At 72.3% G+C, this 16,914-nt stretch carries 18 protein-coding genes; 12 read left to right on the top strand and 6 right to left on the bottom strand.

Features of this window, described 5'->3' with window-relative positions:
- Positions 1 to 100 precede the first annotated feature (100 nt).
- Positions 101 to 553 carry a DNA-binding protein gene (locus ABZ780_RS23835; protein WP_357487549.1) on the bottom strand — a complete coding sequence of 151 codons (453 nt, stop codon included), beginning with the start codon at positions 551 to 553 and terminating at the stop codon, positions 101 to 103.
- A 116-nt stretch (positions 554 to 669) separates the two neighbouring features.
- Between ABZ780_RS23835 and ABZ780_RS23830 the strand changes: the two genes are divergently transcribed.
- The 4 genes from ABZ780_RS23830 to ABZ780_RS23815 are packed head-to-tail and all read left to right on the top strand — an operon-like array spanning position 670 to position 2,842.
- The gene (locus tag ABZ780_RS23830; RefSeq protein WP_357487548.1) at positions 670 to 1,770 is read left to right on the top strand and encodes a hypothetical protein; all 1,101 of its coding nucleotides are present in this window, start codon (positions 670 to 672) and stop codon (positions 1,768 to 1,770) included.
- A complete protein-coding gene (locus ABZ780_RS23825) occupies positions 1,767 to 2,084 on the top strand; it encodes a hypothetical protein (protein ID WP_357487547.1) in 318 nt (105 codons plus the stop codon). The genes ABZ780_RS23830 and ABZ780_RS23825 overlap by 4 nt, the downstream gene beginning before the upstream one ends.
- A gap of 6 nt (positions 2,085 to 2,090) precedes the next feature.
- Positions 2,091 to 2,468: a YbaB/EbfC family nucleoid-associated protein gene (locus ABZ780_RS23820; protein WP_357487546.1), complete on the top strand. Its 378-nt coding sequence runs from the start codon at positions 2,091 to 2,093 to the stop codon at positions 2,466 to 2,468.
- A gap of 2 nt (positions 2,469 to 2,470) precedes the next feature.
- Positions 2,471 to 2,842: a YbaB/EbfC family nucleoid-associated protein gene (locus ABZ780_RS23815; protein WP_357487545.1), complete on the top strand. Its 372-nt coding sequence runs from the start codon at positions 2,471 to 2,473 to the stop codon at positions 2,840 to 2,842.
- A gap of 56 nt (positions 2,843 to 2,898) precedes the next feature.
- On the opposite strand, the gene ABZ780_RS23810 is transcribed toward ABZ780_RS23815, so the two are convergent.
- Positions 2,899 to 3,525 (bottom strand): DNA-3-methyladenine glycosylase, encoded by a 627-nt coding sequence (locus tag ABZ780_RS23810; RefSeq protein WP_357006700.1) that lies wholly within the window; start codon positions 3,523 to 3,525, stop codon positions 2,899 to 2,901.
- A gap of 166 nt (positions 3,526 to 3,691) precedes the next feature.
- On the opposite strand from ABZ780_RS23810, the gene ABZ780_RS23805 reads away from it, so the two are divergent.
- The 4 genes from ABZ780_RS23805 to ABZ780_RS23790 all read left to right on the top strand — a co-directional run bounded on the left by ABZ780_RS23805 (position 3,692) and on the right by ABZ780_RS23790 (position 6,904).
- Positions 3,692 to 4,777 (top strand): exo-alpha-sialidase, encoded by a 1,086-nt coding sequence (locus ABZ780_RS23805; protein ID WP_357487544.1) that lies wholly within the window; start codon positions 3,692 to 3,694, stop codon positions 4,775 to 4,777.
- Positions 4,778 to 5,053 (top strand): ubiquitin-like small modifier protein 1, encoded by a 276-nt coding sequence (locus tag ABZ780_RS23800; RefSeq protein WP_357487543.1) that lies wholly within the window; start codon positions 4,778 to 4,780, stop codon positions 5,051 to 5,053.
- Between the two features lie 82 nt (positions 5,054 to 5,135).
- Positions 5,136 to 6,275, top strand: coding sequence for an LLM class flavin-dependent oxidoreductase (locus ABZ780_RS23795; protein WP_357006708.1), 1,140 nt, complete (start codon positions 5,136 to 5,138; stop codon positions 6,273 to 6,275).
- A complete protein-coding gene (locus ABZ780_RS23790) occupies positions 6,272 to 6,904 on the top strand; it encodes an FMN reductase (protein ID WP_357006711.1) in 633 nt (210 codons plus the stop codon). Before ABZ780_RS23795 ends, ABZ780_RS23790 begins: the two co-directional genes overlap by 4 nt.
- Here the strand turns inward: ABZ780_RS23790 and ABZ780_RS23785 are convergent.
- The 3 genes from ABZ780_RS23785 to ABZ780_RS23775 form a co-directional block, all read right to left on the bottom strand.
- Positions 6,897 to 7,769 carry a universal stress protein gene (locus ABZ780_RS23785; protein WP_357487542.1) on the bottom strand — a complete coding sequence of 291 codons (873 nt, stop codon included), beginning with the start codon at positions 7,767 to 7,769 and terminating at the stop codon, positions 6,897 to 6,899. The two genes, ABZ780_RS23790 and ABZ780_RS23785, sit on opposite strands and share 8 nt — an antisense overlap.
- A gap of 158 nt (positions 7,770 to 7,927) precedes the next feature.
- Entirely contained in the window at positions 7,928 to 8,809 is an 882-nt protein-coding gene (locus ABZ780_RS23780; RefSeq protein ID WP_357006717.1) for a universal stress protein, read from the bottom strand.
- A 154-nt stretch (positions 8,810 to 8,963) separates the two neighbouring features.
- A complete protein-coding gene (locus ABZ780_RS23775; RefSeq protein WP_357487541.1) occupies positions 8,964 to 11,666 on the bottom strand; it encodes a cation-transporting P-type ATPase in 2,703 nt (900 codons plus the stop codon).
- Positions 11,667 to 11,873: 207 nt separating this feature from the next.
- Between ABZ780_RS23775 and ABZ780_RS23770 the strand changes: the two genes are divergently transcribed.
- From ABZ780_RS23770 to ABZ780_RS23760, 3 genes are all read left to right on the top strand, one after another.
- Positions 11,874 to 12,374, top strand: coding sequence for a GNAT family N-acetyltransferase (locus ABZ780_RS23770; RefSeq protein ID WP_357006723.1), 501 nt, complete (start codon positions 11,874 to 11,876; stop codon positions 12,372 to 12,374).
- A 9-nt stretch (positions 12,375 to 12,383) separates the two neighbouring features.
- The gene (locus ABZ780_RS23765; RefSeq protein ID WP_357487540.1) at positions 12,384 to 13,025 is read left to right on the top strand and encodes a hypothetical protein; all 642 of its coding nucleotides are present in this window, start codon (positions 12,384 to 12,386) and stop codon (positions 13,023 to 13,025) included.
- A 123-nt stretch (positions 13,026 to 13,148) separates the two neighbouring features.
- Complete coding sequence (locus ABZ780_RS23760) at positions 13,149 to 14,480, top strand: hemolysin family protein (protein ID WP_357006728.1); 1,332 nt, start codon at positions 13,149 to 13,151, stop codon at positions 14,478 to 14,480.
- Between the two features lie 4 nt (positions 14,481 to 14,484).
- Here the strand turns inward: ABZ780_RS23760 and ABZ780_RS23755 are convergent, their stop codons facing one another.
- Positions 14,485 to 14,874, bottom strand: a complete 390-nt coding sequence (locus ABZ780_RS23755; RefSeq protein ID WP_357006731.1) for a PaaI family thioesterase — start codon at positions 14,872 to 14,874, stop codon at positions 14,485 to 14,487.
- Between the two features lie 99 nt (positions 14,875 to 14,973).
- On the opposite strand from ABZ780_RS23755, the gene tyrS reads away from it, so the two are divergent.
- Complete coding sequence (tyrS, locus tag ABZ780_RS23750; RefSeq protein WP_357487669.1) at positions 14,974 to 16,266, top strand: tyrosine--tRNA ligase; 1,293 nt, start codon at positions 14,974 to 14,976, stop codon at positions 16,264 to 16,266.
- Positions 16,267 to 16,914: the final 648 nt, after the last annotated feature.

The raw sequence follows: 16,914 nt of genomic DNA, 5'->3' as shown, positions 1-16,914 counted from the left end.
GGAATCGTCGTGGGCACAGTGTGCCCGCCCGAGCGTCACCCGGCGCGCGACAAGCCGACCTGACCCCGGGGCGTGCCCCCTCACCGGCCCGGTGCGCCGGTCAGCCCTCCTGTCGCGGTGCGGGATCGGCGGTCTGCTCGGCGGAGCGGGCGGCGACCCGCTCGTAGCGCTGCCGGGCGGCCTGCGCGCTGCCCAGCCCCAGCCCGTACGCGATGGACTGCCAGGTGAGCCCCCGGTCGCGGGCCAGGGTCAGCAGCCCCGCCTCCAGCGCGTCGAGTTCGGCGCGGACGTGCGGCAGCAGGGTCAGCGCGGCGGTGAGGTCGGCGGCGTCGACCGGTTCCTCCGTCGGCTCCCGTTCGGCCCCGCCGGCGGCCAGTGCGGTGACCAGGGCGACCGCCTCCCACGGGTCCAGCACGTACGGGTGGGCCCAGCGCCCTCGCCGCGCGCCGGTGCCGGCGTGTCGCTCGCTGATGCGCTGTAGCGCCTCGTGGGTGCGGTGGGCGCGGAGCCGCGCCGGGTCGGGCGCGGTGAACGGGTCATCCGTGGTCGTCATGTCCCGAGCACACCCTATGAACGTAACCTTGTCAACAGAACGTTCAAAGCCTGCCCCTGGGTGACCGGTCGCGGTGGTAGCGTCCGACCGACTGCTGACCTGCGGGGGAGAGCAGATTGACGACGTCGGTGGAGACGCAGGCCCTGCGCGGCGCGGCCAAGGCCTACCTGGAGTACGGCAGGCAGCTGCACGACGATGTGGGCAGGGCCCTGCCCAGGTGCTCGATCCCGAGCACGGCGATCCCGACCCCTGACTGCGGGTCCACCGAGACGTACTCGGCCGCCTACACCGCCGCCGACCTCGGCGCACGCGCGTGCGCCGACGTGTTCACCGCGATCGGCAGTGCCCTGCTCCGGGTGGCCAACCACTACGAGGGCCAGGAAGCCGAGAACGCCAAGCTGTTCGGCGGCACGGCGATCCCGGCGCCGGCCTTCCCCGTGCCGCGCGAGATGTCGACGTCGCCCAGCGTCGGCGAGATGGCCCGGTTCGTCGCCGCGGAGACCGGCATCATCATCGCCCTGGAAACCGCGACAGTCGGCCTGATGGTCGCCGCCGCCGCGATCCCGGCGCTCTTTGTCCACTTCGCCGGTATCGCCGCGCTGGCCCTGCTCAAGGACCCGTTCCCCTACTTCGACGCGGCCGGCGGGTGGGGTGAGCTGGAGCAGCACCTGTCGCTCGCCGCCGCGCAGGTCCTTCCGCTCGCCGAGCGGGTCGTCAACGAGGCGAAATGGGAGGGCGAGGGCGCCAACGCGTTCCTCAACTACGTCGCCAACCAGTTCGATCCGGCCGTCAACCAGCTCTCCACGCTGGTCAGCGAACTCAAGAACCAGTGCCTGACGATGGGGGTGGTGATGTCGTTCGCCGACGCGAGCTACCTCGTCGGCACCGCCATCATCACCGGCGGGCTCGTCGCCGCAGCCCTCGACCCGGAGCCGATCACGCGCGAGGCGCTCGGCTGGACGCTCTCCGCGCAGTACGTGCTGGAGGTCGGTGCCCTGATCGTCGAGGTCGCCGGCGTCGCCGCCGCCGTGGCGGTGACCAACGGCGCGGTCGTCACCGAGACACAGAAGCTCAACGGATACTTCGGGCAGCAGAGCACCGAGATGACCGTCAACTCCGCCGCGCTCACCCCGCAGCGGATGACCGAGATCCAGACCTGGGAGGGCGGCGGTTGGACGAACACCAAGGTCCCCGACCCGGTGCGGCAGCCGTCATGACCGACCTCCGCGCCCAGCGCAACCGCGCCCTGGCCCGGGTGCTGCCGCTGCTCGCCCTGGCGTTCGTCGTCTCCGGCATCGCGGCCTATCTGCTGCTCGGCCCGTCCGAGGTCGCCGGCTGGCTCGTCGCCGCGCTCGGCCTGGCGATCGCGGTCACCGCGATCGTGCTGTTTCACCGTTTCCCGGACGCCGAGACCCGCAAGCGGTACCCGCCGGGCCAGCTCGGCCTCGCGCGGGTCGGCCTCTGGTGGCTGGCGGCACTGTCGCAGGGGCCGGCCTTCATCGCGCTGACCCTCCTCCTGGACCGGAGCTGATCCCCCGTGAACGAGTTCGTCGAACGGTTCCTCGACACCAGTGAGCGCCACTACCGCAGCGACAGCGCACCGCAGAAGCTCACCGACGCGGCGCGTGACTTCCAGGCCGGCCTGACCGAACTGATGAGCCAGACGGCGTCGGCGACGGACCAGCGCGGCTACGTGGAGGCGACGGTCTCCCTCGGCCGCACGGTCGTCAAGACGTACATCAGCCCGCACGCCATGCGCGACCTCGACGCGGGGGAGCTCGGCGAGGTCTGTGTGGAGGCGATCGCCGCGGCTCGGCTGGTCGCCGCCGAACAGTTCACGGCCCAGGTGGGCGACTTCCCCGACCGGCTCACGCACCTCGATCCGGCCGAGCTCATCCGCAGTGGCAGGGTGTAGACGTGACGACGAGGGACCCGTACGAGACCGTCGAGGCGCTGCGCGACCTGGTGGCCGATCCCGAGGGCCTCCAACGCCGCGTCCAGGGCCTCGTCAGCGACGTCCAGGGCGAGACCTTCACCGGCACCGCCCTCGACGGCGGCGTCACCGCCACCGTCAACGGCCTCGGCGCCCTCCAGTCGATCGAGATCAGCACCGTGGCGAAGCGCGCCACCGACAACCTGACCCTCGGCGACGCCGTCACCGAGGCGGTCGCTGCCGCCGAGCACAACGCCCGCGCCACCCTGGTCAGCCGCGTTGTCGGGGACGCCATGCACCAGCGTTTCGGCGTTCTCCTCGACGAGGCCCGCCTCCGCCGCTTCTTCCCCGAGTAGCCCGACCAGGTGCCGTGGCAGCGCTGCTGGTCAGCCGTTTGCTCGTGGTGGCCGTTCTAGCGACGGGCGGGTCCGCCACCCCTGCGGTTTCGGGGTGCGTGACGGCGGTAGGCGCTGACCGTCGGGTCGTCGGTGATCCAGAAGCGCCAGGGGACGTCGTGGGCGGCGGCTACTCCCACCCGGGGCCCGGCAGAGATCGCCGACGGGGCAACCGGGCGTGTCGGCGGGAGCAACAGAAGCGGACCGCTGCCGTCGAGCACGGAGGTTCCGTTCGCCTCCGCGGTGACTCCCAGCGCGACCACCAGCCGGGCTGGCCCACGCGCCAGGTCGCGGTCGGCGACCTCCCCTCGACGTTTGCGGGCGAGGTCGAATCCGTCGACGACCTCACCCGCCCGCAGCAGGACCGCCGCCGCCTCTCCCGTACGGCCGCAGACGATGTTCAGGCACCAGTGAACCCCGAACACGAAGTAGGTGTACGCGTGCCCCGCCGGCCCGAACATGACAGTGGTCCGGGGAGTTGGCCCCCGGTGAGCGTGCGAGGCGGGGTCCTCGCCGGTCCCCGCGTACGCCTCGACCTCGGTCAGCCGGACCCGGACGCCGCCGGTCGAGATCTCCCATCCCAGCAGCGCCCGCGCCGTCTCGGGCACCTCGGCGGCGGGGGCGTGCAGCCACGAGTAGTCCACCGGTCAAGGAAACGCCGGGTGGCGGAGATCGGCAAACCGGCGGCGGTGCTGACGGCGTGTGGCCGGGCCTGCCGCCGAGCGTGACTGTCGGCGTGTGCCTGACCGGATGTGTCGGGGGGTGTGGCCATAATCACCGCACCTACCCGAGGACGGTTCGGAGGACGTCATGGCAACGCTGCTCGCGATCGGCACGGCCAAGGGGCTGTTTCTCGCCACCAGCGCCGACGACCGGCACAGTTGGGAGATCACCGGCCCGCACTTTCCGATGACGGGTGTCTACGCGGTGGCGGTCGACACCCGGCGTTCCGCCCCCCGGCTGCTCGTCGGGATGACCAGCTCACACTTCGGCCCCAGCGTCGCCACGAGCGACGACCTCGGCGCCTCCTGGGCCGAGCCCGACCAGGCGCCCATCGCGTTCCCGTCCGACACGGGCGCGGCCCTGGGGCGGGTCTGGCAGCTGATGCCGGCCGGTCCCGACGAGCCGGACGTGGTCTGGGCAGGCACCGAGCCCTCGGCGCTGTTCCGCTCCGCCGACGGCGGTCGCAGCTTCGAGTTGGTCCGCTCGCTCTGGGACCATCCGCACCGGCCGCAGTGGGACGAAGGGTTCGGCGGCCAGGCCGTGCACACCGTGCTGCCCCACCCGCGTGACCCGGCTCGCCTGCTGGTCGCCATGTCCACCGGCGGGGTCTACCGCTCGCAGGACGCGGGGGCGACTTGGGCTCCGGCCAACACCGGCATCCGCGCCTACTTCCTGCCCGACGAGTGGCCGGAGTTCGGCCAGTGCGTGCACAAGGTCGCCCGGGACGCCGGCGACCCCGACCGGCTCTACGCGCAGAATCACCACGGCGTCTACCGCTCCGACGACGACGGCCGCACCTGGTCGTCCATCGCTGACGGGCTGCCCAGCGACTTCGGTTTCCCGATGGTGGCCCACCCGGGTCGGGCCGGCGTGGTGTGGACGTTCCCGCTGGTGGCCGACAGCGTGCGGTTCCCGGCCGACCACCGCTGCCGGGTGTACCGCTCGGTCGACGCCGGGGGCAAGTGGGAGCCACTGTCGGTGGGGTTGCCGGATGGGCCGTTCTATCCGGCGGTGCTGCGCGACGCGATGTGCGCCGACGACTCCACCCCGGGCGGGGTCTACTTCGGCACCCGCTCCGGCGAGGTCTATGCCAGTCGCGACGAGGGCGACTCCTGGTCACAGGTGGCGGCGCACCTGCCCGACGTGCTCTGCGTCCGGGCCGCGGTGATCTGAGTGGTCACCGTGCTGCTGCCCGGTCCGCTGCGCGGCGAGGCCGGCGGCGCCAGCCGGCTCGACGTCGACGCCTGTGGCACGCTGCGGGCGGTCCTCGACGAGTTGGCCGCCGCCCACCCCCGGTTGGCCCGGCGGATCCGCGACGAGCGTGGCGAGCTGCGTCGATACGTCAACGTCTACGTCGACGGGGAAGATTGCCGGCACTCCGGCGGGCTGGCCACGCCGGTCGGTGCGGGCGCCCAGGTGCAGGTGCTGCCGTCGGTGGCGGGCGGTTGACGGAATAGTTGACTCGTCAAGTATGTTGACCGGAGCGTCCGGGTAATCCACCAGGGCCCGGTCGACACGCGAGGAGCTGGTCATGCAGTTCGGAGTCTTCACCGTCGGGGATGTCACGGTCGATCCGACCACCGGTCGGGAGCCGACCGAGCATGAGCGGATCAAGGCGATGGTCGCCATCGCGCTCAAGGCCGAAGAGGTCGGGCTGGACGTGTTCGCCACCGGCGAGCACCACAACCCGCCGTTCGTCCCGTCGTCACCGACCACCATGCTCGGCCACATCGCGGCGCGCACCGAGCGGCTGCTGCTGTCCACCGCGACCACGCTGATCACCACCAACGACCCGGTGAAGATCGCCGAGGACTACGCGATGCTCCAGCACCTGGCCGACGGCCGGGTCGACCTGATGATGGGTCGCGGCAACACCGGCCCGGTCTACCCGTGGTTCGGCAAGGACATCCGCGCCGGCATCCCCCTCGCGATCGAGAACTACGACCTGCTGCGCCGGCTGTGGCGCGAGGACGTGGTCGACTGGAAGGGCCGCCACCGCACGCCGCTGCAGTCGTTCACCTCGACGCCGCGCCCGCTCGACGGCGTGCCGCCGTTCGTCTGGCACGGATCGATCCGCAGCCCGGAGATCGCCGAGCAGGCCGCCTACTACGGCGACGGGTTCTTCGCCAACCACATCTTCTGGCCCAAGGAGCACACCCAGCGGATGGTCGGGCTCTACCGCGAGCGGTTTGCGCACTACGGCCACGGCTCCGCCGACCAGGCCATCGTCGGCCTCGGCGGGCAGGTGTTCATGCGCCGCAACTCGCAGGACGCGGTCCGGGAGTTCCGGCCGTACTTCGACAACGCCCCGGTCTACGGCCACGGGCCGTCGATGGAGGAGTTCACCAGGGAGACCCCGCTGACCGTGGGCAGCCCGCAGCAGGTCATCGACCGCACACTGGGCTTCCGCGAGTACGTCGGTGACTACCAGCGCCAGCTGTTCCTGATGGACCACGCGGGGCTGCCGCTGAAGACGGTGCTGGAGCAGCTCGACCTGCTCGGCGAGGAGGTCGTGCCGGTGCTGCGCAAGGAGTTCGACTCGCTGCGCCCGGCGCACGTGCCGGAGGCGCCCACGCACGCCTCGCTTGTCGCCGCGGCGGGCGGCGGCACGGACAGCACCGTGCACGCCGTCGACGACGTCACGGGCAAGGCGCCCGAGGTGTCCCGATGAGCCAGCGCACCCTGGCCGTGGTCTCGGCGGGGCTGAGCCAGCCCTCGTCCACCCGGCTGCTCGCCGACCAGCTCGCCGCGGCGACCCGCGACGAGCTGGTCCGGCGCGGCTCCACCGTGCAACTACGCGTCGTCGACCTGCGGGAGTACGCCCACGACGTGGTGAACAACATGCTCACCGGGTTCCCGCCGGCGGCGCTGCGCGAGGCCACCGAGGCGGTGACCGGGGCCGACGGGATCATCGCCGTGACGCCGATCTTCAACGCCTCGTACAACGGGCTGTTCAAGTCCTTCTTCGACGTGTTGGAGGGCGAGTCACTGGTCGACCGGCCGGTGCTCATCGGCGCCACCGGCGGCACCGCCCGGCACTCGCTGGCCCTGGAGCACGCCATCCGCCCGATGTTCAGCTACCTGCGGGCGGTGGTGGTCCCCACCTCGGTCTTCGCCGCACCGGAGGACTGGTCCGGTGGCACCGCGGACGGCGCCCTGCGGGGCAGGATCCAGCGTGCCGGCGGCGAGTTGGCCGACCAGGTCGAGCGCCGGCCACCCGCCAGCGGCCCAGCCGACCCGTTCGCCCTCACCACCGACTTCCTCCAGATGCTCGGTCGGGGAGACGGCCCGGTCAACTGACCGGGTGGGCGACAAGCACCGGGCAGTGTGCGTGCTGGATCACCGCCTGGCTGACCGAGCCGAGCAGCAGACCGGTCAACCCGTGCCGGCCCCGGGTGCCCACGACCAGCAGCGACGCCGTGCCGCTGGCCTCGACGAGCCCCTGGGTCGCGTCGGCCGCCCGGACCGGATGTTCCCGCACCACCAGGTCGGGATGCTCGGCGCGCACCGTGGCCGAGGCGTCGGCCAGCAGCCGCACCGCCTCGGCCTGGTGCGCGGCCAGCGACTCCTCGATCTCCTCCGGCACCGGGCGGTCCTCCTCCAGCGGGCTGATGTGCACCAGCACCAGCGGGACCTTCCGTAGCGTCGCCTCGACGGCGCCGTAGCCGACGGCGAGCCGGGACGCCTCGGACCCGTCCACGCCGACCAGCACCGGCGCGTCCACACCGATCGCCTGCTCGTCCGGGCGGACCACCAGCACCGGGCAGTGCGCGTGCGCGGCCACCTGCGCACCCACCGAACCGAGCAGCAGCCCGACGAACCCGCCCAACCCTCGACTGCCCACCACGACGAGATCGGCCCGGCGAGACTCCTCGACCATGGTGGCACCGGGCCCACCCGCGACCTGGCGCACCTCGACGGTGAGGCCCGGCCACCGGTCGGCGAGGTCCGCCGCCGTACGCTCCAACATCTTCTGCGCCTCCTCGGAGGGCGCCGGAACCCCGAGGTCGTACGGGTTGAGCGGCACGCCGTAGCCGAGCGGGTGCAGGTAGCCGTGCACCAGCAGCAGCGGCCGGGACCGGAGCTGCGCGGCGTGGGCGGCGTGCTCCGCGGCGACGAGGCTGGACGGCGATCCGTCCACACCCACCACGACAGGTCGATTCATCAGCTCTCCCAGGGTCGGTCAGCTCATTGTCGGGGGCGCGCCGCTGCCGCGCCGCCGAACGCGCCGGCACGGACCAACCCAACGGCTCCGGCCGGCGCGAGCACCGAACACGGGTCCGCGCCGACCGGAGAGCGGCCGGCGCGGACGAAACGACGGGGTCAGCTCTTGCGGCTCTGCCGGACGACCGCCACCGGGCTCGCCGAGTGGTGCAGCACCGCGTGGCTCACCGAGCCGAGCAGTACGCCGGCCAGCGCGCCCCGGCCGCGTGCCCCGACGACGGTGAGCTGCGCCGCGGCCGACTCCTCCACAAGCAGCCGGGCGGGCGCGCCGTACGCCACCCGCTGCCGTACGTGCACGTCCGGGTACTGCTCGGACCAGCCGGCGAGCGCCTGGGCGAGGACGCGCTCCTCTTCGCCGGCGAGCGCCTGCACGTCGTAGCCCAGCGGCAGGAGGTCGCTCGGCGGGACGGGGATGGTCCAGCCGTGCACGGCCACCAGGTTGGTGCCCCGCAACGAGGCGGCCTCGTACGCGAAGCCCAGCGCCTCGGCGGACAGCGTCGAGCCGTCGACCCCGACCACGACCGGCCCGTCGGCGCGGGCCTCACCCTTGACGACGAGCACCGGGCAGTCGGCGCGGGCGGAGACCTGCACCGCCACCGAGCCGAGCAGCAGCCCGCCGAACCCGCCCAGGCCCCGGCTGCCGAGCACCAGCAGCTTCGCGTCCCTGGCCTCGGCCAGCAGCACCGGCGTGGCCGCGCCGTCGACCACGGCGCCGGTGACGGTGAGGTCCGGAGCGACCTTGCTGGCCTCGGTCACCGCTTCGGCGACGAGCTTCTCGGCCTGGGCGCGGAACCCGGCGTCGGCGGGAGCGCCCGGTGCCGGGGTCAGCGGCACCTCGTAGAGCGGCCAGATGAACGCGTGCACCACGCGCAGCGCCCGGCCTCGCGTTGAGGCCTCCCGGGCGGCGACCCGCACCGCCTCCAGCGCTGATGTCGAACCGTCAACAGCCACCACCACGGGGGCACCGGATCGCTTGGTCATCACGTTCCTCCTTCGTTCGAACTCCATTCTCCTACGGCGTCGGCCCGATGATCAGGGCAGGAGGGTAGAAGGCGGGGGGCCATTGGTCCCGTCGCCGGCCCGCGACCGCCGCCAGAAGGCGTCCGCGTGCCGACGACGGCGGCCCGGTGTCCGTCTAGCGCGACCCGTCGGTGGCGTCCGAGCGCCGCGACTGCGGCCCGGCATCCGCGTGCCGCAGCTGCCCTTCGGCGGCGTCCGAGCGTTGCGACTGCAGCCCGGCGGTGCCGTCCACAGCATCGTCGGACGGTGCCGACGGCGGCGTCGGGCGGCGGCGGGTCAGCCGCAGCACCAGGCCGGGCAGGGCGCTGGCGGCCGCGCAGGCCAGCAGCACGGTCGGCGTCAGCGGTTCGGTGTCGAGCAGGTCGCGCAGCGGGGCGAGCAGCACCCCGCCGACCTGGAGCAGCGCCGACACCGCGACGGCGACGAGGAGGCCGGGGTTGCCGCGTCGCGTACCGGCGGGGCGGGGTGCCCGCACCGCCAGCGCGACGCCGAGCTGGGCCAGCCCCAGCACCACGAAGACCACTGACTGCCAGGGCAGGTCCTGGGCGGCGGCGACCACGCCGGCACCGAGCACCACGGCGGCGATCAGCGCGCCGGTGACCAGGACGTCCCGGCCCAGCCCGGCGCCGAGCACCGACTCCTGCGGCGAGCGGGGTGCTCGACGCAGCGTGCCGGGTTCGGCCGGCTCCGCGCCAAGGGCCACCCCGGGCACCCCGTGGGTCAGCAGGTTCACCCAGAGGATCTGCGCGGGTTGCAGCGGCACGGCCAACCCGAATAGCGGGCCGACCAGCATCACCAGGATCTCGGCCACTCCGCCGGCGAGGGCGTACCGCAGGAACCGGCGGATGTTGTCGTAGATGCGCCGGCCCTCGCCGATGGCGGCGGTGACGGTGGACAGGTCGTCGTCGACCAGCACCAGGTCGGCGGCCTGCCGGGCGACCTCGGTGCCGCCGCCCATCGCCACCCCGATGTCGGCGCGGCGCAGCGCTGGCGCGTCGTTGACCCCGTCACCGGTCATCGCCACCACGTGTCCACGGGACTGCAGGTCGGCGATGATGTCGAGCTTCTGTTCCGGCTGGGTCCGGGCGAACACCCGGGTGTCGGGGTGCGCCGGCGTCGATCCGTCGTCGCCCCGGGCGAGGGGGTCACCGTCTCGCCACAGGCCGAGCTGCGAGCCGATCGCGGCGGCGGTGGCCGGGTGATCCCCGGTGATCAGCAGCAGCCGTACCCCGGCGGTGTCGAGGCTGTCGGCGATCTCGGGGGCGCCGGCGCGCAGCGGGTCGCCGACGGCGGTCAGCCCCAGCGGGCGCAGGCCGGTCGGTGCGGCGAGGTCCGGCAGTGTCTCCACCAGGGCGGCGGCGACGGCGAGCACCCGCAGCCCTTCGGCGGCGAGCTGGTGGGCGCTGCGGGTCAGCGCGGCGATCTCGTCGTCGGTGGCGTCGAGCAGGGTCGAGTTGAGGACACTCTCCGGGGCGCCCTTGCAGACCACGAGGTAGCGCTGGTCGCAGGACCGGTGCGCGGTGACCATCCGGCGTTGGGCCTGGTCGAAGGGGTGTTCGGCGACCCGCGGCCAGGCGCCGCGGGTGGTCTGCGGGTCGAGGCCGGACCGGGCGGCGAAGGCGACGAGCGCCGCTTCGAGGGGGTCGCCCACGGCGCCCCAGTCGGGTCGCTCGTCGTCCGGGGGTGACAGGGCGGCGTCGTTGCAGAGCAGCCCGGCCCGCGCCAGTCGGCGCAGCTCCTCCGGTACGGCCACCGCGGCGCCATCCCGATGTACGGCGCCGTGTGGGGCGTACCCACTGCCGGTGACCTGGTACCGCGCCCCGTCGGTGGTGACGACCTGCTGCACCGCCATCCGGCCCTCGGTGAGGGTGCCGGTCTTGTCGGAGGCGATCACCGTCACCGAGCCGAGGGTTTCCACCGCGTGCAGCCGGCGCGGGATGGCCTTCGATGCGGCCATCCGGCGTGCGCCAAGCGCCAACGCCAGGGTCACCACCGCCGGCAGCGACTCGGGCACGGCCGCGACGACCAGGCTCACCGCTGTGACGGCCATCTCCACGACCGGTCGGCCGCTGATCACCCCGATCGCGAAGACCAGCCCGGACAGCGCGACCGCGACCAGCCCGAGCGTGCGGCCCAGAGCGGAGAGCCGGCGCTGCAACGGTGTGGCCGAGGGACGGGTGCCCGCCACCAGCGTGCTGATCCGGCCCAACGCGCTCGCCGGCCCCGTCCGGAGCACGGTGCCGTCCGCGCGTCCGGTGGTGACCACCGTCCCGGCCAGCGCCTCCTGGCCGACGGTCCGCCCCACCGGCACCGACTCGCCGCTCAACGCGGATTCGTCCAGTTGCAGACGGTTGGCCTCGACCAGCAGCAGGTCGGCCGGCACGATGTCACCGGCCTCGATCCGGACCAGATCGCCGTGCACCAGGTCGGCGGCCGGAACGGCCAGATCCCGGCCGTCACGCACCACCCGGGCGGCGGGGGCGGCGAGTTGGCCCAGCGCCGCGATGGCCCGGTCCGCGCGGATCTCCTGCACCAACCCGATGACCGTGTTCACCAGCACGACCAGGAGGATCACCGCGGTGTCCGGGTAGTCGCCGAGCACGGTCGTGACCACGGCCGCGGCGAGCAGCAACGCCACCAGCGGGTCGGTCAGCTGACGCAGGACCCGTACGGCCACATGCCGGCGCGGTGGCGGCGCCACCGAGTTGGGCCCGTTCGCCCGCAACCGGGCGGCGGCCTCCGCCGAGTCAAGCCCGACCGGGACGGGCACGTCGACGGTGTCCTCCAGCGTCCGGCCCTGCACGCCGGTATTCGCCACCGTGAGCTCCCCTACCTCGCGCGGCGTGTCTCGGGCACGCCATCTCTCTCCACCCTCCCGCCGTGTGGGCCCACCCGGCAGGGGCGTTGCGCCCGCCCAGCCCGGGACCAACGGCCCCTATGACGGTGGAACGGACCTGCCGGCGAAGGTGAGGCCGGTCACCGCGCGGTAGCGACGCCGGGGACGGGTCCCGCGTACCCTCGTCGGATGATTTCCGACCTGCGGCTGCGCCCGGTTGGCGCGGACGACCTCGTGGAGTTCTTCCTGCACCAGCAGGATCCGGAGGCCAACCGGATGGCCGCGTTCGGCCCGGCCGACCCGGCCGACCACCGCGAGTTCGCCCGACACTGGGCGCGGGTGCTCACCGACCCGGCGAACCTGGTCCGCACCGTCGAGGTCGACGGCGAGGTCGTCGGCCACGTCACCGCCTTCCCGGTGGGCGACCGCACCGAGGTCAGCTACTGGATCGACCCGGCGCGTTGGGGCCGGGGTCACGCCACGGCGGCCCTGGCCGCCCTGCTGCCCGAGTTGCCCCGGCCGGTGCACGCCCGCGCCGCCAAGGACAACGCCGCCTCCCTCGCGGTGCTGCGCAAGTGCGGCTTCGTCGTGGTCGGCGAGGACTCGGGGTACGCCAACGGCCGCGGCGTCGACGTCGAGGAATGGCTGCTCGAACTGCCCACCGATGGGCCTGACCTGGGCGGGCACTAGTCTCGCGGGGTGAACTGGTTGGATCTGGTCGGCTGGGCCGGCTCCGCGGTGCTGGTCTGGTCGCTGCTGCAGTCCCGTGTCCTGCGGCTGCGGGCGCTCAATCTCGTCGGCTGCCTCGTGCTGATCGGCTACAACGCCGCCATCGAGGTCTGGCCCATGGTCGGGCTCAACATCGTCCTCGCGGTGATCAACATCTGGTACCTGCGGACGATGCTCGCCACCCGCCACGACGAGCAGACCTACCAGGTGGTGGAGGTCGGCGTCGACGACCAGTTCCTGGCCCACACGCTGCGGGTGCACGGGCCGGACATCGCCCGCTTCAACCCCGACTTCCACTGGGACCCGACCGCCGCGAACCGCTCCGCCTTCCTCGTGGTCACCGCCGACGAGGTGGTCGGCGTGGTGCTGTCACACGCCGAGGCGCACGGAGTCGCCCAGATCGACCTGGACTACGTCACCCCGAAGTTCCGTGACTTCACCCCCGGCGAGTTCGTCTACCGGCGCAGCCGCCTCTTCACCGAACGGGGTTTCCACCGGGTGGTCAGTCCGCCCGGCATGCTCGCCCCCTACTACCACCGGCTCGGCTTCCGCCGCGAGGGCGACTCGTACGTTCTGGATCTGCCCGCCGCACCCGCCTCCGGCTCCGCGTAGCGCCACCCAACAGGATTCGTCCGCCGTCCGACGGGGCACAGACACGCGTACGCCGGGCGGGGCCGCCCGGCGGGCACCGCGCGAACCGGCCGGTGCCACCACCGGAGAGGGAGCGAACCGGGCGTGCAGAGCTACGGGAGCCAACTGGCCCTGGTCGGAATTCTGATCGTCATCAACGCGCTCTTCGCCGGCAGTGAGATGGCGTTGGTGTCGCTGCGGGACAGCCAGATCCAGCGGTTGGAACGCACCAGCCGGGGCGGGCGGGTGCTGGCCCGGCTGGCGAAGGACCCGAACCGTTTCCTGGCCACCATCCAGATCGGCATCACGCTGGCCGGCTTCCTGGCCTCCGCCGCGGCGGCGGTCTCGCTGGCCAAGCCCCTCGTACCGCTGCTCGGGGCGTTCGGGAGCGCGGCCGAGACGGTGGCGATCGTGGTGGTCACCCTCGCGCTGACCTTCGTCACCCTGGTCTTCGGCGAGCTGGCCCCCAAGCGGATCGCCATGCAGTCCGCCGAGCGCTGGGCGCTGCTGGTGGCCCGCCCGCTCGACCTGCTCGCCACGTTCACCCGGCCGGCCGTCTGGGCGCTCGGCGCGACCAGCGACCTGGTGGTCCGGCTGGTCGGGCTCAACCCGAAGCACGAGCCGGAGGAGATCGGCCCGGACGAGCTGCGCGACATCGTCGCCGGCAACCACGGCTTCACCAAGGAGCAGCGCACCATCATCGCCGGCGCCGTGGAGATCGCCGACCGGCGGTTGCGGGCTGTCCTCGTACCCCGGTTGCAGGTCTTCACGCTCGACAGCGGGACCACCGCGGAGGCCGCGCGGCTGGTGCTGGCCGCCACCGGACACTCCCGGGCGCCGGTGGTGCGCCACGGCGGCCTGGACGACACGGTCGGCGTGATCCACCTGCGTGACCTGGTGGGAGTGCCCGACGACCGCCCGGTCGACGAGATCGCCCGGCCCCCGATGCTGTTGCCGGACTCGCTGCCCGTGGTGGATGCGCTGCGTCAGTTCAAGGCCGAGCGGCAGCACATCGCGCTGGTCGTGGACGAGCGCGGCGCCGTCGACGGGATCGTGACGCTGGAGGACATCCTGGAGGAGATCGTCGGGGAGATCTACGACGAGACCGACCGGGACGGCTACTCGGTGCGCCGCGACGCGGACGGCGCGCTGCTGCTGCCGGGCACCTTCCCGGTGCACGACCTGCCGGACATCGGCGTCGAGCTGCCGTCGCGGCCGGCCGGCGACTACACCACGGTCGCCGGGCTGGTCCTGGCCCGCCTCGGGCACATCCCCACCGTGGCCGGCGAGGACGTCACCCTGGACGGCTGGGTGCTCATGGTGGCCGGCATCGACCACCGGGCCATCACCGAGGTACGCGTGAGCAGGCTCCCCGACGAGGCCGACACCGACGTCGACACCGACGCCGAGCCGGTGCTGGACGAGGCCCGCAGCTGACTGCTCAGTCGTTGGAGAGGTTCTGTAGCCGGACCTGACCACGGGCGACCAGCCGCTCGTCGGCGTCGGTGATCTCCACCTGCCAGAGCTGCTGGCTGCGGCCCCGGTGCACCGGAGTGCCGACCGCCCGCAGCTCGCCGTCGCGGACGGCCCGCAGGAAGTCGGTCTGGTTCGACACCCCCACGACCGTGCCCCGGTCGGCCAGCCAGAGCGCGCCGCCGACACTGGCCGCGGTCTCCACCACCGAGCAGTACACGCCGCCGTGCTGGATGCCGAACGGCTGGTGCAGCTCCGGCCGGACCCGCCAACTGATCACCACCTGATCGGCGGTCGCCTCCTCGAACTTCAGGCCGAGCAGGGCGACGAGCCCACCCGTGACGTCCGGTATCTCCACGGAAACCCCTCCTCGATCAACAAGGGGCAAGCGTAACCGCGCCGGGTTGCGCGAAACCCGGTACGGGTCGGCGCCGGCGATGGGGGAGAATCGGTGACCGTGACCGACAGCAGCCTCCCGCCCTCCGGGCGGGCCTCCCTGACCGATGACCTGCTCTGGCGTGGCCTGATCCAGGACTCGACCGGCCTCGACGAGCTGCGCGAGCTGCTCGACGGTGGGAGCGCCGCCACCTATTACGTGGGCTTCGACCCCACCGCGCCGAGCCTGCACGTCGGCCACCTCATGCAGGTCACCATGGCCCGCCGGCTGCAACTCGCCGGGCACCGCCCGTTGCTGCTGGTCGGCGGGGCGACCGGGCAGATCGGTGACCCGAAGGAGACCGCCGAGCGCACGCTCAACCCGCCCGAGGTGATCACCGCCTGGGTCGAGCGCATCCGTGCGCAGCTCGCACCCTTCGTGTCGTACGAGGGGGACAACGCGGCGCAGCTGGTCAACAACCTGGGCTGGACCGGCGAGATGTCGGTGGTCGAGTTCCTCCGCGACGTGGGCAAGCACTTCCCGGTCAACAAGATGCTGGCGCGGGAGGTGGTGCGCGCCCGGTTGGAGACCGGCATCAGCTTCACCGAGTTCAGCTACCAGCTGTTGCAGGCCAACGACTTCTTCGAGCTGCACCGCCGGCACGGCTGTCAGCTCCAGTTCGGTGGCTCCGACCAGTGGGGCAACATCACCGCCGGCGTCGACTACGTACGCCGACGCGGCGCGGGGCCGGTGCAGGCGTTCACGACGCCGTTGGTGACCAAGTCCGACGGCACGAAGTTCGGCAAGACCGAGGGTGGCGCCGTCTGGCTCGACCCCACGATGACCAGCCCGTACGCGTTCTACCAGTTCTGGCTCAACGTCGAGGACCGCGAGGTGGACCGCTATCTGCGGTACTTCAGCTTCCGCTCGCGCGACGAGCTGGAGGAGCTGGCGAAGGCGACGGCCGAGCGCCCTGCCGCCCGGTTGGCCCAGCGGGCGCTCGCCGAGGAGTTGACCATGCTGGTGCACGGCGCCGAGGAGACCCGACAGGCGGTCGCCGCGAGTCAGGCGCTGTTCGGCCGTGGTTCGCTCGACGACCTGGCTCCGGAGACGCTGCACGCGGCGCTGACCGAGGCGGGCCTGGTGCGGCTCTCCGGCGATCTGCCGGACGTCGCGGGTCTGTTGCGGGAGTCCGGCCTCGTCAGCGGCCTCAAGGAGGCCCGGCGGGTGATCGCCGAGGGCGGCGCCTACGTCAACAACAACCGGGTGACCGAGGTGGACGCCGCGGTGTCGCCGGCTGACCTGCTGCACGGCCGATACCTGGTGCTGCGCCGCGGCAAGCGTTCCTTCGCGGGCGTTGAGCTGGGCGGATAGTCGGCCGTCGACGGTGTGACGGGGGACGCGTCCGGCGGATTTGACGATCATCCCGCCGGACGCGTAACTTTCTCTCTGCCAGCGCGGAACGGACGAAACAGGCGAAAGTCTGCAAGGCCGGAGCGCGGCGACGACCTCGGGGTCGGGCGGTTACGCCGACCGAATCCCCGGACCGGGTGGTGCCCACGAAACGCCGCGAGGCGGATTTGGCGCGGCGAAACCGACCGGGTAAGGTAGGCAGTCGGCAGGGAAACGGGCGAGTGAGCGGGAAACCGCGACGGCCGGCCTGCCAACACCGTGACGAGAGCGGCGCAAGCCGGTCGAGACATGGTGCCCGCAATACGGTACGAAGCACGACGAACCGCGAAACACCGGTTTGACACGGCGGAAACCAGCGGGTAACGTAGTAAAAGTGCCTGGCGCTGGACAGCGCCGGGGACGCGAACGAAAAGCCCCGTGATGGGGCCCCGGGTTGGGGCTTTCTGATCGGTGTGTGGTTGTTCTTTGAGAACTCAACAGGGTGCTTGTAAAGCCAGTGCCAATTATGATTTATACCCCGGACTGGTCGGGCCTTTATGGTTTGGCTGGTTGGGATTCCTTTGGCAACATTTGTTTGTTGTCAGGATGCTGTTCAACTAATTTTTTGTT

This window comes from Micromonospora sp. NPDC047467, from assembly GCF_040643095.1.
Classification (GTDB): domain Bacteria; phylum Actinomycetota; class Actinomycetes; order Mycobacteriales; family Micromonosporaceae; genus Micromonospora.
This window is presented reverse-complemented; position numbering and strand designations above follow the sequence as displayed.